This is a genomic window from Colwellia sp., assembly GCF_013214175.1.
GTDB lineage: Bacteria > Pseudomonadota > Gammaproteobacteria > Enterobacterales > Alteromonadaceae > Colwellia.
This window is the reverse complement of record NZ_JABSPA010000012.1, coordinates 1-20,190: the sequence shown is the minus strand read 5'-3', so window position 1 is coordinate 20,190 and position 20,190 is coordinate 1. Positions and strand designations below refer to the sequence as shown.

11 protein-coding genes are annotated in these 20,190 nt (G+C 38.1%); all 11 read right to left on the bottom strand.

The window, feature by feature from the left end; translation table 11 throughout:
• Positions 1 to 28: 28 nt before the first annotated feature.
• Positions 29 to 1,051: a DUF2931 family protein gene (locus tag HRT55_RS19955; protein WP_291624100.1), complete on the bottom strand. Its 1,023-nt coding sequence runs from the start codon at positions 1,049 to 1,051 to the stop codon at positions 29 to 31.
• Positions 1,041 to 2,537 (bottom strand): DUF2235 domain-containing protein, encoded by a 1,497-nt coding sequence (locus HRT55_RS19950; RefSeq protein WP_291624099.1) that lies wholly within the window; start codon positions 2,535 to 2,537, stop codon positions 1,041 to 1,043. The genes HRT55_RS19955 and HRT55_RS19950 overlap by 11 nt, the downstream gene beginning before the upstream one ends.
• A gap of 17 nt (positions 2,538 to 2,554) precedes the next feature.
• Positions 2,555 to 3,652, bottom strand: coding sequence for a hypothetical protein (locus HRT55_RS19945; protein WP_291624098.1), 1,098 nt, complete (start codon positions 3,650 to 3,652; stop codon positions 2,555 to 2,557).
• Positions 3,652 to 4,920, bottom strand: coding sequence for a TIGR02270 family protein (locus tag HRT55_RS19940; protein WP_291624097.1), 1,269 nt, complete (start codon positions 4,918 to 4,920; stop codon positions 3,652 to 3,654). Before HRT55_RS19940 ends, HRT55_RS19945 begins: the two co-directional genes overlap by 1 nt.
• Before the next feature lie 9 nt (positions 4,921 to 4,929).
• Positions 4,930 to 5,310 carry a DUF4150 domain-containing protein gene (locus tag HRT55_RS19935; protein ID WP_291624096.1) on the bottom strand — a complete coding sequence of 127 codons (381 nt, stop codon included), beginning with the start codon at positions 5,308 to 5,310 and terminating at the stop codon, positions 4,930 to 4,932.
• 22 nt (positions 5,311 to 5,332) lie between these two features.
• Positions 5,333 to 6,322, bottom strand: a complete 990-nt coding sequence (locus HRT55_RS19930; RefSeq protein WP_291624095.1) for a DUF2169 domain-containing protein — start codon at positions 6,320 to 6,322, stop codon at positions 5,333 to 5,335.
• Positions 6,323 to 6,367: 45 nt separating this feature from the next.
• Positions 6,368 to 6,943: a DUF6484 domain-containing protein gene (locus HRT55_RS19925; RefSeq protein WP_291624094.1), complete on the bottom strand. Its 576-nt coding sequence runs from the start codon at positions 6,941 to 6,943 to the stop codon at positions 6,368 to 6,370.
• Positions 6,933 to 8,936: a type VI secretion system Vgr family protein gene (locus HRT55_RS19920; protein WP_291624093.1), complete on the bottom strand. Its 2,004-nt coding sequence runs from the start codon at positions 8,934 to 8,936 to the stop codon at positions 6,933 to 6,935. The genes HRT55_RS19925 and HRT55_RS19920 overlap by 11 nt, the downstream gene beginning before the upstream one ends.
• 111 nt (positions 8,937 to 9,047) lie before the next feature.
• A complete protein-coding gene (locus HRT55_RS19915; RefSeq protein ID WP_291615554.1) occupies positions 9,048 to 9,530 on the bottom strand; it encodes a type VI secretion system tube protein Hcp in 483 nt (160 codons plus the stop codon).
• 185 nt (positions 9,531 to 9,715) lie between these two features.
• On the bottom strand, positions 9,716 to 11,617 hold the full coding sequence (locus tag HRT55_RS19910; RefSeq protein ID WP_291624092.1) for a ShlB/FhaC/HecB family hemolysin secretion/activation protein: 1,902 nt from the start codon (positions 11,615 to 11,617) through the stop codon (positions 9,716 to 9,718).
• 127 nt (positions 11,618 to 11,744) lie between these two features.
• Positions 11,745 to 20,141: a hypothetical protein gene (locus HRT55_RS19905; RefSeq protein WP_291624091.1), complete on the bottom strand. Its 8,397-nt coding sequence runs from the start codon at positions 20,139 to 20,141 to the stop codon at positions 11,745 to 11,747.
• Positions 20,142 to 20,190: the final 49 nt, after the last annotated feature.

The following is a 20,190-nucleotide window of genomic DNA, read 5'->3' as shown; positions in this document are numbered from 1 at the left end:
TTAAATTTATTTAACTATTGAATGTATATTAAGGAAGGAAAGCTGCCTTTTCTAGCTTTATAGAGTGCTTGGTGTTATATAAACGAATGGAACTCGTTTCAACAGGTAGTCGAGGAGTCACTTCAATATGAATTAAGCGTTCTTCAGGCTTTAAACCTTCAACAGCATCAAGCTCTTCAAAAGCAGCAATAGTTTCATAATCATCTAAATTTACTTCGTAAAGTTCGGAGGCAAAGCGGAAACGGATAAACGAAGGAATACTCGAATTGTTTATTTGAGAGTAGTCGGTTTTAGCACTAAAAAATTCACCGTTTATATGGCTGACATACAAATTGCTAATAGGAGCATTGTTTTTCGCTTCAATAATCCATTGAAAGGGTTTTCTGTAACGCATCCAAATATCAAAAGGTGCACCATTCTTTTGAATATTGTTGAACTGCTCTTCTCCAACGGTCTCCTGTAACACTTCTACTCGAAATATTTCAGCTTCGTCCTTATTTCTAAAGGGCACTTGGAATACTGAGCTTAAGCTCATATCAATTTTTTCAGCCTTGCCAAAAAACACCTCTCGCTGTTCTCCGTGGCCCTTAATCCAAACAGCAACCGTCCCACCAGGAGCAATACCTACAACAAAGCGAGTAAAGATAGGAAGGCTCATCTCACCCATAATTTTGGGGTTGTCTACGCCCCATTGAAAGAGTTCAACTAACTTATCGTAAGGCAAGTCAAATATACCATGGTAAGCCTGATTCTCGGCATAAGAGTAAAAGGTAACTTTTAAACGATCAGGTAAACTCCGTTCAACATGAGGGTGATTAGAAATTCCCCGCCCCCATTTTCCATCAGAGGGTCCATCTGGAGTAGGCAAACCTACATCTTCACCTTTAAAAAATAAAGTCGCGCTTAAGATATTCACGGGGTAGCCTTTAGGACCACTTTTTTGTGCACCCCAGGTAAATTTTTTATGCTGATTGTTCATTGTTGAGCTACATCCTATAGTGGAAAATATAATAATTAGAAAAACACCTACTTTCAAAAGATTAAGCATCATAAATGAACCTTTTACGTTTGCCATCGGAGAATCTAGGTGCGTAACCAATTGCCCTGAATGCAGAAAAATTTAGTTGTTTATGTCGAGACGACTTGATTTTAGGATTGTCGAGCCAATCTTCAGGTTTGGAATCCGGTTTTTTAGCAACATAAGAGGTAATCTCTGTTTCTAAAACGCCCAAGTCACATATCTTTATTACAGTATCTGCTCTTTTTAGCATTTCGGGTTTGAGCGTTAACTTAGGTTCTTTTTTAACAAAATCGGCCATTATTTTCAGCGGTATATTGGCATAACCACTGTTAATTCCTGTTCTTTCTACTGATAGTGTTGCGTATGATAACCTCATCCGCCGGCCTAGACGCCTATAGAATAGCCTTGTTGTAAACTCACCATCTTTAATCGTTATTTTTTCTTTATCTTTTTTTTCTAGCTCTTTTACTTTTTCTCGAGTCTCTTGTTGATTTGTTGCATCATTTTTTCCGTTATTTGCTGCTTTATACCAGCCTTGTTCTATCAACCAAGCTTTATCTGCTTCAATTTTAGCTAAAGAGCCTTTGTTAATGGTCATATCCTCAGCTGTTGTTAACATTAGTAGAGCTTTCTTTTTATCCTCATCTGTCTCAGCTTCAATTTTTACCTCATCTGCTGCATTATAACTACCACCTATATCCGAGTGTACACCGGGTAAATAATACTCTTCACCACCATTACATTTAGAGCTCTTAATATTGTGCAAAGGGAAGTCTTTTCTATGTTCATCAGCAGAAGCTAAATGCACAACCTTATTGGCATGCTTATGAGCCGTTTGCTCAAGTCTATTTCTAGATGACTTAAACTTTTGACTTGCCATATAGGATAAAACAGTATCATAAAGACCAGCGAAGCCAACTTCTACGGCGTCTTTAGCTATATCAAAGTCAAATTTCTTTAAACGTGAATAAAGGTTATTTTTAGCTTTCAAGACCTGAAAGATAGCATAACGTGCTGTAGCAGCGCCGCGACTAAAACCAAAAACATCAATAGTTAGTTTTTCAATAAAATGCACCTTTGGATCAAAAATTGTAATATCAATACCAGAAATAACAGAAATTGCTTGCTGCACACCTGCTTTTGCCCTGCTGGGAACTCCTGAATCACCAGCACCCATAGCAAAGCCCCAGGTACTATCCCCTTCAAGATTAAAAGTGCCTTGCCCTGGTGTATATACACTCTCAAAATAATCATAACCATCAGGGATTTCGGTTGTCATGTGTGTTTCCATGATAGCAATGTTAGTGCGACCATTTTCATAACTACTGCCAGGCTCGGTATTATCTAAATAGTGTTCACTATCGTCTTCTCGCGCTTTAATATTAGTTCTATTATTCAAGGTGCCATCAAAAAACAAAGCAATACGAATTTTCTTAGGTTTTTTCTTAACCTCTTCTTTTTTTTCTTCCGCCTGCTCTTGGGCTGCTATACCAATACCTTCACAAATCTCGGTCATACTAAGTTCCTTGTATTTTAATCTGTACTAGCAGTAATCGTTTTTGCTAATACTTTTTCAATCACAATAGCGCCACGTTTAGCGTTGTCCGCAGAGCCATAAACCAAACTGCATCTTGCTTGTTTATCTTGCCATAAATCATCTGCAGCCAATGCAAGTAGTACCGGTGCAGTAGCAGCGCCAATATCACCAAAATTTTCGGCGGGGTGGATAATTTCAACTTGCTCAGAAAAATCGGGCTTGTTACGTAACTGGGCAACACCAAGCTCTTTGGCCCAGAAGTGTTCACCATTCATACTGCTATAAATAGTGCTAATGTTTTTTTGTTGATGAGTTATTAATGCCTTTTTAAAAGCGTCATCTAAACCCTCTCCTTTATAGGGTGAATCACTATTTAAGTGTCCAACCTCATCAGCAATGCCTGGAGGGTTCAAGGCGATCATATAACCATTTTTAACTAGCGCTAACTCTGGGTTGCTAGTTAAAACTAAATAGCCAGCAGCTTCACCGGGGACAAAACCATCAGGGTTATTGGTATGAAGCAAACGACCGTCGTTAGCTAATTGGTTGATTAATTCATCATCAAAGTAGCTATCACTGCCACCAACAATATAATAGTCATGTGGTGCGTCATATAAATAATCAAACACCATAGTTATCGCTTCAAAACCTGCTGCTCTACCAGAATATATACTACGGCTAATGTCACCACTATCCCAAAGCTCTACATTGTTAGCTAGGTTTTCAGTTAAAGAGCTAAGTTCAGTTTGATCATATCCGTATTCAGATTTTGCCATCAATAAAGGCACAGACTTATCACTTTTTATTCCAGCACAAGCCTCTTGCATTGCCATGGTAGCCATGATGCTAATACGATCATGTCGAGCATTGTAGCGGTCACCTTCATCCAACGTTAAGTTAGATTCAACTTCTATTTCGTCAAATATTTCATCTGGCACTAATGCCATTTTTATTGGCTCACCACAAGCACTGTCAAAATCGGAAAGTTCATAGGCACTTATGTTGGCGTTCACTGCTGTCGTTGTCATATCTGCATTGCCGCCAATGGCTGTGACCATACCAAGACCGGCTATGTATAGTTGCTGTTTTGCCATTAGATTTTCACCTTAGCGCGACTATTGAAGAATTGTAGAGCATTGTCATTAAGCGCTAACTCCATTGCTGCTGCATGCCTTTGTCTTTGTGTGCCATTATTTAAAATAGACTTTAACCAAGCAGTTGTAATGGCTTGACCAATAAAGTAGCGCCTACCTATAAGAAATTTTTGTCCATGATTACGCCATAAGGCCGTAACTTTTCCTTGATGGGGATAAGGTAAATTCTCGTCCTCATCTAACTCAACATCGTCATCAAACTCATCAACTCCTTGCATGGGATGAGTTGTAGGTTGTTCCAATGTTAATTCATGTTTAACAAGGTCTGCGCCGGTAATAAAACTAAAGGCTTCCCCTGCAAGCTTGGCAAGTTTAGGCTCTGCCATTTTAGATATGAGCCAATTAACCGCATGAGGATCACCAAGAATTCCGGTAGCCTTAATTACCGCTCTCGCTTGGTTTTCATCCTTAGCAAGTTCCGAAATCCATACACGTCCTTGCTCCACAGATAATACTCTAAAACATAATTGTATAGCTAAAGTCTGATACGGGCTTTCAAGGTCTACGACAAAGTTTTTTAATTGATTAAGACAAGCATGCTGACCAAGTAATACTGCTGACCAATTACTCCAAAAACGTATGATGTCACGATCATCAGTAATCGCCGCCTGTAACGCAGGCATACAATCTTGACGTCGTAACTCACCAACTAGCCGCAAAGCACGAGCATAAAGTGCATCATGTGCTTTACACTCTTCTCTTTGTAAAATTTGACTTAATACTTCACCAGGATCTTGTCGACGAATACTACACGTTGCTAGGCCAAGTAACTTATGGCTCATGTCTTTACCATTTAAAAAACGTTGCGTCCAAGGATTAACAATATCTTCCGGTAGCCAACCCATAGCGGATATTAGGCCTTTACTACACTCGTCAGAAAATAGACCTACTTCAACTGCCTTTTGGATCCTTTTTGGATCATGACTACGCATAGCAATAACCATGGCAGTAAAAACTTCACCCGCTTCTTCTAAATTTAACCCTTCTTCGCATACTGCCCAGCCAGTATCAATAGAGCTCATTAAACCATTTAATTGTGCATCTATTCTTTGCTCTAACGCCAAAATATCGCCAGTATTGTTATGTGGTTGCTCAATAGCAATAGCGCGCAAGAGCCATAAAAAAGCGGCATCAGTGCCATACTGCTCAAAAATATCGCGGTATACTGGCTTCTTATGCAAAAAATCAGGAATACTTAGTTCATCCATTGCTAAACACTAACCCATAATATTTTTTTTGTTGTGAAATAAGGGATCACCTAAACGACAGACATTTTTCCCTTCAAACTTAACATCAAAGGAATACATCATAAATTCGCACTCGCCTTTGGTGGTTCCACTAATAAGACCTTTAAGACTACCGGGTTCATCGCCGGTACTTTTGGTGTAAATAGCACCTTTTACCATCGGCATTTCACCATCAACTTTAACTGACTTAGCACCTTTATCGGTATCGGCTGAAGCACCTATATTAGGATACGGGATGGGCACTACAGCAGGGCCAACTTGAGTTTTACATACATCAGGGAAAACAATACTCTGACCGCCGCTACCTTTATGGGCAATACCACGTGTATTTGCAAATGTTGTTTGTGCCATATTTCTTTCTCTTTGTCTGGGATTAACGCGCCATATTAATTTTTATAGTATTAATCTTAATTACTTTCTTATCGCACAACACAACTGCACGCCACACCATACTGATGGTTAAGTCATTAGGCTCTAACAATAAGGTTTCTAAGTTAAATTTTGGCTTATATTCCGTGTTAGCCATAGTCACTGCACAATTGAGATTCACATGCGGGATAGTAAATTTTAGGTTGCCTTGAGCATGCATATTGGTAATTTCTACAGGTTCACCGCCTTGTAAGTATTCGGGGTAAACTAAACCGGAACTAGCGACATTACAAAATCGCTTATCAAAATCGAAGGGTAAATAAGGTGCACAAGTAGTTTGCCACTTTTCATCGTAAGTGCCTGCATAACCACTTCGAGGTAGCCAATAAGGGGCAATAGCAGCAAAACAAGCCGGTTGAGGCTGGTCTTTGATAGTTGTTATTAACTCATCAAGGCTTTCTAAGTTTGGTAAAGGTAAACCGTCTACTTCTGCTTTATTTCTCTTGCCAACAAACCCTAAACCAACAGGGTTACTTTCTTGAGCACAAATTTCGTCATCAAGCGTGTATTGACCACCATAGGCTCTTTCATAAACCATAGGCATCATCTGAAAAGGTACTGGTTGGCTAATATAGCCATCTTGCCATTGTCTATCACCAAAAACTCTTACAGTTTTCGCCACTTTCCCTGCTGTTAAGCTAACATCAAGTTGCTGTACATTTTTTCCATTAGGCGCAAAAGCAGAGCCAACCATAATGATATCAGTACTTGTTTTACCTAAATGGATATCTGATGGGTATTTAATACTTGAACTATCAGGTTCTCCCCAATACTCATCTACCTGAACAGGGGATAATTGTTGGTCTGCTAACGACCATTGTTGACCAATTTTGAACGTTGCTCTTATATTGACATACAATGAGTCAATACCATTTTCATTGGGGAATAATGAGAAATCTGCTGAAAATGGGGTGTTATTTTGAAGTTGTAACATCTAGGCCACACTAATTAAAGTTATTAAATGCACATGAACAAGTAATCAATTTACTTGTACTGAGCCGCCCATTATCCGGTTCACACCACTTGAGCGATTAAGTAGATATTTACCGCGAATAAGTACCTTGCCTGATTTTGTTAGCGTAATACTTGATTTTCCACATTTAAAAACCATCTCATCTTGGGCTTCAAAAGTTATTTTATTTCCATCCACACTCACATCATCAGTGCCTAAGTTCGCTGCCAACTCCACCTGGGTATCTTGGCTTGTTGTATTACCAAAAGACGTTTCATGATCTTGCTGAAAGTTATCTAACATTGCTTGTAGTGGACTATGGACAAGACCAATTACAATAGGTTGAGATAAATCACCTTGGTTAAAGAGTAAGGCAACCTGACGAGACACTTGCTGAGAGGTTAATACCAAGGTGGTAATTGCCTTTAGCGCTCCTTTTTCAGGGTTGAGTGGATAATCAACCATAGGCTGACCCAAGACATCAATTGAGGTAATAGTGCCGAGGATAATCTCGCCTGGCGCTATCATTGATTTATTATCTAGCTCTGTTGTTGCTTGTTCAAAAACATCCACATCGCTATTAGTATTACGGCTAGTTGGCAAGGACTTTACTCCCTTTCAATACAACATTCCCTGAGCCTTTAATATTAATATTTTTACCACTAATAGTGATATCGCCATTTTTCTTCATGGTTATTTTGGCAGAGCCTGTTTTAAAAGTAATTTCATCTGCAGCTTCTAAAGTTATGGTTTTAGCTGATGCTTCATAAGCTTTAGTAACTTTTTCAACGTATTTCCCATTAACATTCTCTGTTAAATCTTTATCAACATTAATAATCATATTACCAGTAATAGATTCCCGGTGATTCTGACCTACTTCAATGGTTTTATTCTTAATAATATTTTCTGTTTGGTTATTATTAACGGTCTTATTTCGATCATTTTCTATGGTTGAGTTTTCATCATGCTTGACCGTTTTGGTCCTATCATTACCTATTGTCAATACTTCATCATGCTTGACTGATTTCACACGATCGTTACCTACAGTTAACGTTTCATTATTACCTATATCAATGGTTTCATTATTCTTAACGTAAGTATCAAGATTCTTTTCCGCTTGAATATAAACTTGCTCACTAGCCTTTTTATCATCAAAACGAATTTCATTATAATTATCGGCACCGCCACCTTTGGTAGAGTGCGTTTTAATGCCGCTTTGTGTTTTAGAAGCGTATGGCGGTTTGTTATTACCGTTATAAACACTACCGGTAACAATAGGACGGTCTGGGTCACCATCTAAGAAACTGATAATTACTTCATGACCTATACGTGGGATAAATGACGAACCCCAACCGTTACCAGCAAAAGATTGCATCACGCGGATAAAGCACGAGCTGTTTTCGTCTTTTTTACCGTCTCTATCCCACATAAACTGCACTTTAATGCGGCCAAAATCATCAATATAGATCTCTTCGCCTTTCGGCCCTGTTACTAATGCCGATTGCGGTCCATACATAACGGGTCGAGTATAAACCATAGGTGGTCTATACATATTTTCTAACGGCATACAGCTAAATGAATTACTGTATTGATCGTCACCACCTTGACTTGAAAAGTAACTAGCATCACTCGCTTGGTGATGCACACTTAGCAGTAAATATTTACCCATTTCAGATTTAGCTTCGTGCTTTAAAAGACTAAAGAATTGTCCCGCACTGAAGCCGCTACAACTACTAGCACCACTAATGGTATTGGCGCTAGCTTCTTCTGCATCCATTCTGGCATTTGCAAGCTTACTGCCTAGCGCAAAGTCATATTGGCTAGGATAGCTGTAGTGTTTAAATTGGCTGTTCTTTTCTAACTTACTTTTTGAAGTACTTTGCGAAATTAAGTTTTTATTAGGCTCTTTGAAATTATAGTCATTGACTATCCACTCGCCTTTTTTCAGTTCATAGTTATGTTGCCATGCGTTAATTTCAGCATCTGGGCTATTACCTTTTGAATAAGTGAGTTTACTTTGCGGGCTTTCCGCATAAGCACTCATTTGGTCGACAATAACTAGAGTATGTTTTTTCTTATCGTGATTAAAGAAGCAGGCATAGCCTTCTTCGGCTAATAAACGCATAACAAAGGTTAAGTCGCTTTCACCGTATTGCACACAATATTCGCGCGGGTTACCACCCTCTGCTTTAAAATCGAAATCGTTATAACCTAAGTCAGCAAAGACTTGGCTAACAATATCTTTAGTATTCTTATTTTGAAATATTCGACGGTTTTCATTTTGATTGAGAAACCATGTCCATGGCACAATCGTCAGTTGATACTCTCGTAAGCCGTTATTCTTAATCTCACCAAATGAAAAGTGGCTGACATAACCATTGAACACTCGTTTTTCATTATCGTGAATAGTAAAAGTCACTGATTTATGAATTAGGTCTTCCGGTTTAATATCGGTATTTTGAGATAGCGCAGTTAAGCTAAATTGAAAAAGAGACGAAATGGCTTCGATACCATTGATCGAAGTAAGTAGAAGTTCATCTTTTGCTAGCGGGGTAACAATTGATAGAAAACGTCCGTCTTGAGTATATTCACTCATTTACTATTTCCCTTCCCTGAGAATATTATAAAGAAAAGCTATCTTATTCTTTTGGAATATTTGATAAGTAGATATAAATACAGCCCAAAGGGCTGTATTTAATAGTGCAAATTATAAAGCTTTTGCTGCAGTTAAGTCATAACCAGCGCGTTGCGGGCTACCACTCTTATTACTGCCATCGTAGTCAGTATAATTGATTTCACACTTAGAGAAGCTAAGTGTTACGTTTTCAGTAGGCTCTTCATCACCGTCAGCAGATATATGGTAGCTACTTACTAGACAGTCTTGTAAAGCATACTGCATAAACTCTTCAACTTTATCACTTCCTGTGCGTACAAACTTAAGTGTTACTTTTTTACCAGAAGAACCAGAAACCGCTTCTTTAAATAATGCAGTAACTGAGTTATCTGCTTTTTTAGTTAAAGAAACTTCTGATACGTTAGGCTTACCTACTTCACGGTTTGCCATTTTACCTGACTCCATAGTAAGTCCACGGCTAACACCGAAACTAACTGAATCAACTAATACGTGGTTCTCAAAACCTTCTGCTGTAACATTCCCTTTGATCCCTTCAAACTCAAGATAAATTGCCATATTTTTCCATTTCCATTTTTAAAGTTAAAGAACACTATTAAATTATTGTGTTCATCCTGATTTACTCTGTATAAATTAAAATATTTACAGCCAAAGTTCAATAAAAAACCACAAAAAATTAACACTTATTTAGTTTTTTATTAACTTTTACTTGTTAATGCAATTACATTAACCGTTGTTATAATTTAAAAGCTGTACTGAATGTTAAAAGTAACTAGTGCTGAGTCATATTCAGGCTCTTCCGTTACAATTTTTAATTCGCTTAGCACAGGAAAGGCTAATTGTATTGTTCCACTAAAACCACTGTTATGAGCGATTTGTAAACCCAAGCCGACATCAGCTAAATTAGCTGTTGCATTGGCTTCTCCTTCTTGTAAAGAGTAGCGGTAAGCAAAGCCATAATCGAAAAATACAAAAGGTTTAAATACGTTAGTAAAATCTACATTGAAAAAGCTAAAATCTAACATATCAGGACTATTAAACATCCAATCAACACCTAAGAACACTGCGTCATCGCCAGTAAAGTAGCTTTGACTAAAACCTCGGATTTTTGTTGGCCCCGTCAATGAGTACCTAGCTATCGTGGACAGTGTGGTACCCGAATATTGTATATGGCTTTTAAAGATCAACCTTGAGCTACTATCAGTAAAGGGCACTTTTAAAAAACTGAGCAAGGTATAATCCGCAGAATAAACGTCGAAATAACGTTCTTGACCTTGGCTAAAACCAAATTCAAAATTCCCTCGATTGTAAGTAAAAGTAGCATCGTGTAAAAGCTTACTTTCATCATCAAGTAAGTCAAAGCTATAAGATAAATAGAAATTTGAAAGTGTTTGATCTAAAAATCGACTTTCTTCTGATATATCACCATATTGTAAATCTGAGTTAATACGCTCCAATCTGAATTCATAACTACTGTTTCTTTTACGACTTCGTTGAGCTATATAGCTAGCATGAGCACCATAAACATTAACAATACCACTTAACTCTGCCACATCACTCACAGAGGATTGATCAGAAACAAATTGATTTTCAGAAATATCGAAACCAACTCTTACCCGCGGACTAAAAAATTTACTGTCATAACTAAGCTGACCATACGTTGTACCAAACGGAAATACTGACTGAAGAATACTAAGGTGAAAATAGTCGGCTATACCAAATAAGTTATTTACTTGCCCATCTAAAAACAAACGATATAAACCTGTATCCTCAGTACCGTGATTATCAACACGCGTAGAAAAATTAAACAGTCTCTCTTCTCGAACATTAACGTTCAAACGTGTATCACCTACTTGTCTCCCTGGCTCAAAATAACCATCCACACTAATGCCAGGGAAATTATTAATAAGATATAGGCTTTCTTCAATTGATTGACTAGTAACGGGTTTATCAATGAGATTATCAAATACTTCGGTTAATATACTGGCATTATACATTTCGTTATTTTCAATATTAACTTCACCCAAGGTACCCAGTAATACCGTTAAATTAACAATACCGTCGCGTACTTGTTGTTTGGGAATGTACGCCTTAGCGAGAATAAAGCCTCGTTCTCGATAAAACTGAGTAATGCTACTGGCTACCCCTTCAATTTGCCCTAAGGTAACACCACGCTTGCCCTGCTGAGCACGTATAAGCCAAACCAACTGTTGTACTTCCAATGAGCTTACGTGGCGATCAACAGTTTCTTCTTCAATATCAACGAGTAAATCTGACAGTTCCCCCAATTCATCAATGGTATATCCTGATTGCAATAACTTGCCCTCCCCCATCAAATCAAAACGAATACTTTCCACTAGCTGAGCGATTGCTTCGCGGGTAATACCCAATTCAGGGAACTCTACCAAGCCTTGAATTCTAAATTCAGCAACTGCAAGTCGAGGCCCCGCCATAGGATCAGGCAAGCGGTCCCGCACGGCTGGAATATTCATATCTTTGAGTAAGGTTTTTTCTTTTATTTTTCTAAGCTGCTCAATTTCTGGCATTTTTATAAAATCAGCTTTAACGATGGTGGGAATCAACAGTAACGCTAATAACATATACCACGCTATATTCCCTACGCTTTTCACTACTACATTTTGCACAAAATCAACCTTAAATTATCTACATCTTAATGATGAATATTTACTTTAAACAGGCGGCGATTAGTAAACTTCATTTCTTATTAGTAACCTTGAGTTGTCTTTAATTACCTTTAATTAACAAGGGCAATTACTCTTCCTCACTTTCTTTCTTTTCATCATCATAATCGCGCTGGTCTCGCGGTAATAATATTGATAAATTATCAACGTTATAGTTTTTAATATCCGAAAATATAGCGGGGTCGACCTCATCTAATGACTCAACTTCCAACAAGTTCCTACTGGTTAATACCGCCAAACTACTGGTATCCGATAAATCACCCGTGGTATTAATAACAAGAGGTTTAGGATAAATATAAGCAACTGAGCCACTTTGATTTAATAACTCTAAACTACTATTTAACCTTAACTTTATTGGCTGACTTTGAGTACCGAAGAAGATGATAGTGTTAACCTCTAATGACTCCCCAGTAATATCAGCAAGTGGGCTATTAAAGGATCTATCTGTGTAAATACTATTATCACCATTATTAAATATCTTGATGCGACCTGCATACTCTAAATCCTGAGTATCACCATTATAATGAGCATCAATAGCTCCTTGTTGAACTAAAGTACTTTCATCCACATCGGTAATTTTAAGGGTTATATCGCCAGTATTAGTAAAAATAATATCGCCATTATTTCTTAAATCGGCAATAGATACTTCTTCACTATTAACAATATTAATGATGCCTTCTTCGCCATTATTAATGGCACTTAATACGGAAGTATTAGTATTAATAGCTGAGCTATTAACATCACCATAAGAGGTTATTGTATCGAAATCAGCATTACCAATACCAGAATAGGCTCGAAGCATTAATTCAACAGTCGTTAAATTAGAGTCCTTACTTTGAATAGCACCTTCTTTCGATTCAATATAAATAGAATTTCCAGCGATAATATCGCCGACAAGCACATCACCAGTAGCGGTTAGCTTAAGATCACCAGCTAATTCACTGCCTAATATAGTAATTGAATTAACATCAATTATTTCAGCATTATTAGCAATGATAGAGATTTGACCAAAATCATTATTTGCATTGGTTAGGCTTACATCACCATTATTAGCAGTAAGTATTAAAGACGTGCCATCAACAGAAGCGCCAATAGTTAACGCTTCTGTACTAAGAATCGAGCCATTTGTACTGACTGCCGATAGTGAATTAGCCATTAAAGTTGATAAATCAATATCATTACCAGCTTGTAGTATTAAAGTATCTGTTGTTACGTTTTCAATAGTAATAGTGGAGCTGGCAACTAAAGTTGCACTATTAAATGTTGATGTTCCCGATAAAGATATAGCACCATCTGCACTCACGATTAAATTATTAACCGAGCTAAAACCTGCTAAGTTAATACTGCCCAATGAAGACTCAATCGAAGCCGTTGCATCGTTAGTGGCATTTTCAACAATAAAATCACCCGTTGAAGTAACATCACCTGAAGACTTAATATCGACCGTGTTTGCCGAAAGGTAATTTATAGTGGTATCGCTATTATTAACTAGATTGAGTTCTGTGCCAGCGGTTAACGATAATACGCCAGTAAAAGCATTCTGCTCAGTTAAGTTTATCGCTTGTGCTGCCGCTAAAATAAAGTTACCTGATGAGGTAACTGCACCAGAAGAACTAATATTACCCGTTGCAGAAGTAATCGTTATGTTGCCTGTTACTTCGTTCATTTGACCTAAACGAATATCATTAAGTTCATTAAGGTAAATATCTCCCGAGTGAACATTCACATTAACTTCATCAACATCAACAGATAAGGCTTTATCTGCTGCACCAAGTAAGGTTACATTATTTAACGTAAGTGAGTCTGCCTGCACGATACCTTGCAGCTGTGAAACTGTATCTCCAGAAAGTGATAAGTTACCGTCAACAACTAAGCTATCGGTTAATTCTATTGAGCTACCACTTGACGCTTGAACAATAATATCGCCTTTATTTTGAGAGTTCATTAACACATCAACCGAAGCTGAAGTAGCACTAAACATGCCTTGTTCAATAAATAGCTTGTCACCTTCAGTAGAATTCAAAGTAAGGCTTATCGTGGCTATATCATCAATAACCACAGCAACATCACGATAATAAATGGCTACACTCGCCTCATTATTACGGTTGTAACTCAGTTGATCAAACTGTTCACTGTTATATTCAACGTTAGGGTTATAAATTTCACTGTATTGTGCAGAGACACCGTTTATCGAGACAATATCATTACCATTACCGCCATCAAATCTAACCGATGTATTCACTGTATTTCTACTTTCATTAAGTTCAACACTTAATATATCATTACCATCATTGCCATTGATAATGCCCGATAATGCACCATTTTCTTGAATGAATATACTATCTACGCCATCACTACCGTTTATTGTTGAGAAGCCAGTAAATGCTAATGCAGTTTGTTGTGTCGCTGAATCAGTAACATAACCAGTATTTAACGATGACACTGTCCACGATGAATCAGCGCCACTTTGACCATTGATAACGCTGTTTTCAGTGGTTGCAATAAGACTTTCGAAGCCAATAATATCATCACCAATAGTCACTGAAACATCTTCAAGATAAGTAATGGTGTCTATGCCTTCGCCTCCATCCATATGGTCTTCAATATTAACCTTAGTTAAAGTGAAGTTGTCATTACCAATACCGCCAACTAAATTAGTTACTTTACCCGAAACGCCAATAAAACTATCATCGCCACTGCCCATATTTATCAGCGAAACACCGTTAGCACTATTACCGGTATTTACCGTAACAGTATCTTTTCCGGCGCCACCATAAAAGTTATCAATGTTGGTAAAGGTAACGGCTGTACCGTAAGTAAGGCTACCACCACGGGCTTTATCAATTAACCAGACGTTATCTACATCATCCGCAATTAAAGTATTAGTGGCACTTGTATTCGCTGAAATATTTTCTATTTCATTGATATTTAAATTACTGGTAACGTCACTACCTAACTCAATGACATAATCTTTATTCACTTGTAAAACTAATTTATCAGTACCACTGCCACCACTTATAACGCCAGTAATATCGCTATCTATAGAACTAAAAGTAAAGTTGTCACGCTGCGCACCACCGGTTATGTTTTCAAAACCACTAAAACTAATAGTACTGGCGTTATTAACGGTAATAGCACCTTGGTTAAGATCTGTGATTAACCAATCATTTTCAGTATCGCTAGCCGTTAACTGATTATTACCAGCAACTAATGCGCTAATACTTTCAATACTATTAACGTTACTGCCTAAAATAACCTGCTGATCAGCACTTTGTAATACCAAGGTATCATTATTGCCGTTACCATTAATATAACCAGAAATATTGACTAAGGTATTAATAGTAAAGTTATCAATTTCACTGCCACCCTCTAATTGATTGAAATTAACAAAGTTGATGCCATCCGAGTAACTAACATTGGTTAAGTGACCACTATTTAGAGCATCGACAATCCAGGTATTAGCCTCATCGTTGGCAACTAAAGTATTAGTACCTGCAACACCGGTAATCGATTTAATATGATTAACATCCGAAACTAAATTAACCACTTGCCCGTCTTGGGTAAACGTTAAGGTGTTGTTATTTCCAGCACCACCATCCACTAAACCACTGATGCTATTAATATCGTGTAAGGTTATATTATCGTTATCGTCACCGGTATTTATGTTAGTAATGGCGTTAACCCCAACATTACTATCAACAACAATACTGTCTTCACCTGCACCTGAATTTATAGTACTGATACCAGCAGAAATGGTGAAATTATCTTTATTAGTACCACCAACTAGCTGAGTAAAGTTGGTAAAATTAATACCATTTACATTACCGCTATTATCAGCGGTTACTTGCCATGTATTCTCTTCATCTCTACCTTGTAAAGTATTGCTACTCAAGCCATGAAGCTCTTCAAAGTTATTAATATCAGCAAGTTTTAATGTTTGGCTATCACCGGTTAGATATATGGTGTCAGTACCATCACCAGCTTCAATTCTATTTTGCACACTGGCGAGGTTTTCAATGTGAAGGGTGTCGCTATCGTCACCCAAATCAATAGTGGTAATAGCATTATCGATAACAGAACTATTAAGTGTGATTTCATCATCACCGGCCATTGAGCTTATACTGTTAATGGCAGCAGACACGGTAAAGGTATCTTTATCAGCGCCACCGACTAAATCGGTAAAACCATAAAAATCAATGGCATCAGCTGCACCTAATTTAACCGTGCCTTGGTTATCTGCGGTTACAAACCAAATATTTTCTCCATCGCTGGCTTGTAAGGTATTGCTGTTAAGAGTTGTCACTTCCTCAAAATTAATAATCTTAGCAAGATTGAGTATTTCACCTGTGCTAGTTAACTCAAGGGAGTCGTGATCATCGCCACCTTTAATAACATCTGTCACACTATCGAGCTTAGCGATAGTTAAAGTATCGTCATTAGCGCCTAAATCAAGTGAGGTAATAGCGCCAGTTGCTACCAAATCATCAAGGGTAACTTCATCATTGCCTGCACCGGTAGAGATACTATCCATTGCCGCTGAAACATTTACTTTATCAACACCAGTTCCGCCAACTAAATTATTGATACTCTTAAAGGTAAAACCAGCAACATTACCAGCGTTGTCATTTAACACATTCCACGTTGTTGCGTTATCACTACCTGTTATCGTATTAACACCCCCAGCGCCGTTAAGTATCATATTGCCCGTATCGGCAGTTTTTAAAACGTAATTATCTGTCTCATCACCACCAAGTAAGGTAGCAAAGTTAATAAAGTTAACACCTTGAATATTACCCGAGCTTGTCCCCGTAATATTCCAAACATTATCCCCGTTTGTTTCTCCTGCAAGGGTATTATTTAAATTATTACCATCGAGGGTTTCAATTGAGTTATCAAGAATATCTAAGGTCAGCGTTTGGACTGAATTGGTGATACCAAGAATATCGATACCTGCACCACCAACAATTAAGCTGGAAACACTATCCGCAGAATAAACATCAATACGGTCATTATCATCACCAGCATTGATATTATTAATACTACCAGCACCAACATCTTCAATGATTATTTCGTCTTCACCGGCCATTGAGCTTATACTGTTAATGGCAGCAGATACGGTAAAGGTATCTTTATCAGCGCCGCCGACTAGATCGGTAAAACCATCAAAATCAATGGCATCAGCTGCACCTAATTTAACCGTGCCTTTGTTATCTGCGGTTACAAACCAAATGTTTTCTCCATCGCTGGCTTGTAAGGTATTAGTACTGGCACTGAGCGTTGTTACTTCCTCAAAGCCACTGATATCAGCTAGGTTGAGTATTTCAGCTGTGCCGGTTAATTCAAGGGAGTCGTAATCATCGCCACCTTTAATAACATCTATAACACTATCGAGCTTAGCGATAGTTAAAGTGTCGTTATTAGCGCCTAAATCAAGTGCGGTAATAGCGCCAGTTGCCACCGAAGCATAAATGGTTACTTCGTCATTGCCAGCACCGGTAGAAATACTATCCATTGCCGCAGAAACATAAACTTTATCAACTCCAGTTCCGCCAATTAAATGATTGATACTAGAGAAATCAAAACCAGCAACATTACCAGCATTATCAGTTAATACATTCCACGTGGTTGCGTTATCAAAGCCTGTTATGGTATTAACACCACCTGCGCCGTCAAGTAACATATCGCCTGTATCAGCAGTTTTTAAGATAAAATTATCAGTACCACTACCACCTTCTAATATGTCAAAGTTAATAAAGTTAACGCCTAGAATTTCACCCGCTTTTGCGCCTGTGATATCCCAAACACTATCACCTTCTCCGACTAGAGTATTATTTGCATTTTTACCATCGAGGGTTTCAATAGAGCTATCAACAATAGCTAAGGTCAGTTTCTGATCTGAATTGGTGATACCAAGAATATCATCACCTAACCCCCCAATAATTAAGCTTGAAACACTATCCGCTGAATGAACATCAATACGGTCATCATTATCTCCTGCATCAATGTTAGCAATACTGCCTGGCAATACAAACTCATCAATAATGATGACATCATCACCCGCCATTGAGCTTATGCTGTTAATGGCAGCCGACACGGTAAAGGTATCTTTATCAGCGCCGCCGACTAAATCGGTAAAACCATAAAAATCAATGGTATCAGCTGCACCTAATTTAACCGTGCCTTGGTTATCAGCAGTTACAGCCCAAATATTTTCTCCATCACTGGCTTGTAAGGTATTACTGTTAAGTGTTGTCACTTCTTCAAAGTCAATGATCTTAGCAAGGTCGAGTATTTCACCTGTGCCGGTCAATTCAAGAGAATCGTGATCACGACCACCCTGTATTACATTAACAATGCTTGCCATATCGGCGATTTTTAAAGTGTCATCATCATCACCTAAATCAACGGTACCAATACTATCAGCGACAATGGTGGTAATAGTAACTTCATCATTGCCATAACCCGCAGTAATACTATTGATTGCAGCAGACACATCAAAAACATCCTTACTCCAACCACCAACCAAATCACTAAAACCAGTAAAGTTATTGGTAGTACCACTACCCAACTTAACCGTACCAGTATTAGAACTTGTAACTGCCCAAGTATTTTCGCCATTAGTCGCTGCTAGTGTATTGTCACCGGTACCTACATAACTTTCAAAACTACTAATATCAGCTAGATCTAATGTTTCACCTGCTGTAGTTAGGTTTAAAGTATCATTGCCATCATTACCTTCAATGGAGTTTTGTACCTGACCTAGGCGGGCGATAAAGAGTTCGTCATCGTTAGCACCTAAGGTAAGTGTTTCAATAGCTCCATCGACAACGGCGGAATTTATGGTGATTTTGTCATCACCTGCCCCTGAATCAATACTCTCAATAGCTGCTGATATAGCAAAGATATCATCGGCAGAGCCACCTGTTAACTCGCTAATATTAACGAAACTAAAACCAGATACTGTGCCTTCATTGGTATCAGTAATCGCCCATGATGAGTCATTATCACTGCCTGTTAAGGTATTAGTGCCTGTACCACCATCGAGAGTTATAGTGCCTATAGCTGTGGTTGCAATCGTAAAGTTATCTTGCTGGTTACCACCCAGTAAATGGATAAAATTGGTAAAAGAAATACCATTAAGCAAGCCTGAGTTTGCGCCCGTTATCTGCCAGGTATTTGTCTGGCCATTTTCAGCTTGCAAGTCATTACCATTACCATTAATAACCTCTATGTTATCAACATTAATATTTGCAAGGCTTAGCGTTTGACCAGACACATTAAGAATCAATATGTCTTCAATATCATGATCACCGCCATCAATTACATCCACACTATCAAGGTCAACAAGCGATATCGTATCATCACCCAAGTTACCTTTGATGCTAGTAAGTTTACCGCCAACTATGACATTAAAAGTATCGTTGCCATCTCCACCTTCAAGGTAGCTAAATTTAGCAAACTTAACTCCTTCAACACTTCCTTCATTTTCTTTATCAATTGTCCAAATATTATCACCTGAATTGATTTCAAGTGTATTGATACCGCTAGTAGCAAAGACTTCTTCAATATCAGTAAATGTGGATAAGTTAACCGTTTGGCTCGCCATAGTTACTGTATAACTATCACCCGTAGTTTCACCACCCCCATCGATTGAACCGCTAATTTGTGTGCGTGTCGCTAACGTGAAATCATCATCTCCACTACCACCGACTAAGTTAGTAAAGTTAACAAAATTTACTTCATTAACTGTTCCGTCGTTAATTACACCTTGGTCTGCTGCATTTATTAACCAAGTATTGTCGATATTACTCGCGGTTAAAGTATTACTGCCTTGCCCTGTCACCGTTTCAATACCAGAGATATCGGTACCGATTACAACGGATTGATTTACTGTATTGAGTATTAAGGTATCATCACCTGAGCCACCACTGATTAACCCAGTAATGTTATCCATCAAGGTTAGGGTGAAGTCATCTACTTGGTTACCACCGGTAAGCTTGTCAAAGCCAAAAAAATTAACTTCATCCGCTGTACCGTCGTTAATTACACCTTGGTCTGTGGTATTGATTAACCAAGTATTATCGATATTACTCGCGATTAATTCATTACTTCCTAACCCGGTAACTGTTTCAATGCCTGAAATATCGATGCCGATTTCAACCATTTGATTTACCGTGCCAAGTATTAAGCTATCGACACCTGTGCCACCACTGATTAACCCGGTAATGTTATCCATCAAGGTTAGGCTGAAGTCATCTGCCTGGTTACCACCGGTAAGTTTGTCAAAGTTAACAAAATTAACTTCATTAATCGTGCCGTCGTTAATTACACCTTGGTCTGTTGTATTTATTAACCAAGTATTATCGATATTACTCGCGATTAATTCATTACTACCTAACCCTGTCACCGTTTCAATGCCAGAGATATCTGTGCCGATTTCAACCGTTTGATTTACCGTGCCAAGCATTAAGCTATCAACACCTACACCACCACTGATTAACCCAGTAATGTTATCC

Excerpts from the sequence above, each read along its gene's own strand:
- HRT55_RS19955 (WP_291624100.1), bottom strand. The coding sequence starts at position 1,051 with ATGATGCTTAATCTTTTGAAAGTAGGTGTTTTTCTAATTATTATATTT.
- HRT55_RS19945 (WP_291624098.1), bottom strand. The coding sequence starts at position 3,652 with ATGGCAAAACAGCAACTATACATAGCCGGTCTTGGTATGGTCACAGCC.
- HRT55_RS19935 (WP_291624096.1), bottom strand. The coding sequence starts at position 5,310 with ATGGCACAAACAACATTTGCAAATACACGTGGTATTGCCCATAAAGGT.
- HRT55_RS19920 (WP_291624093.1), bottom strand. The coding sequence starts at position 8,936 with ATGAGTGAATATACTCAAGACGGACGTTTTCTATCAATTGTTACCCCG.
- HRT55_RS19940 (WP_291624097.1), bottom strand. The coding sequence starts at position 4,920 with ATGGATGAACTAAGTATTCCTGATTTTTTGCATAAGAAGCCAGTATAC.
- HRT55_RS19930 (WP_291624095.1), bottom strand. The coding sequence starts at position 6,322 with ATGTTACAACTTCAAAATAACACCCCATTTTCAGCAGATTTCTCATTA.
- HRT55_RS19905 (WP_291624091.1), bottom strand. The coding sequence starts at position 20,141 with ATGCTTGGCACGGTAAATCAAACGGTTGAAATCGGCACAGATATCTCT.
- HRT55_RS19950 (WP_291624099.1), bottom strand. The coding sequence starts at position 2,537 with ATGACCGAGATTTGTGAAGGTATTGGTATAGCAGCCCAAGAGCAGGCG.
- HRT55_RS19915 (WP_291615554.1), bottom strand. The coding sequence starts at position 9,530 with ATGGCAATTTATCTTGAGTTTGAAGGGATCAAAGGGAATGTTACAGCA.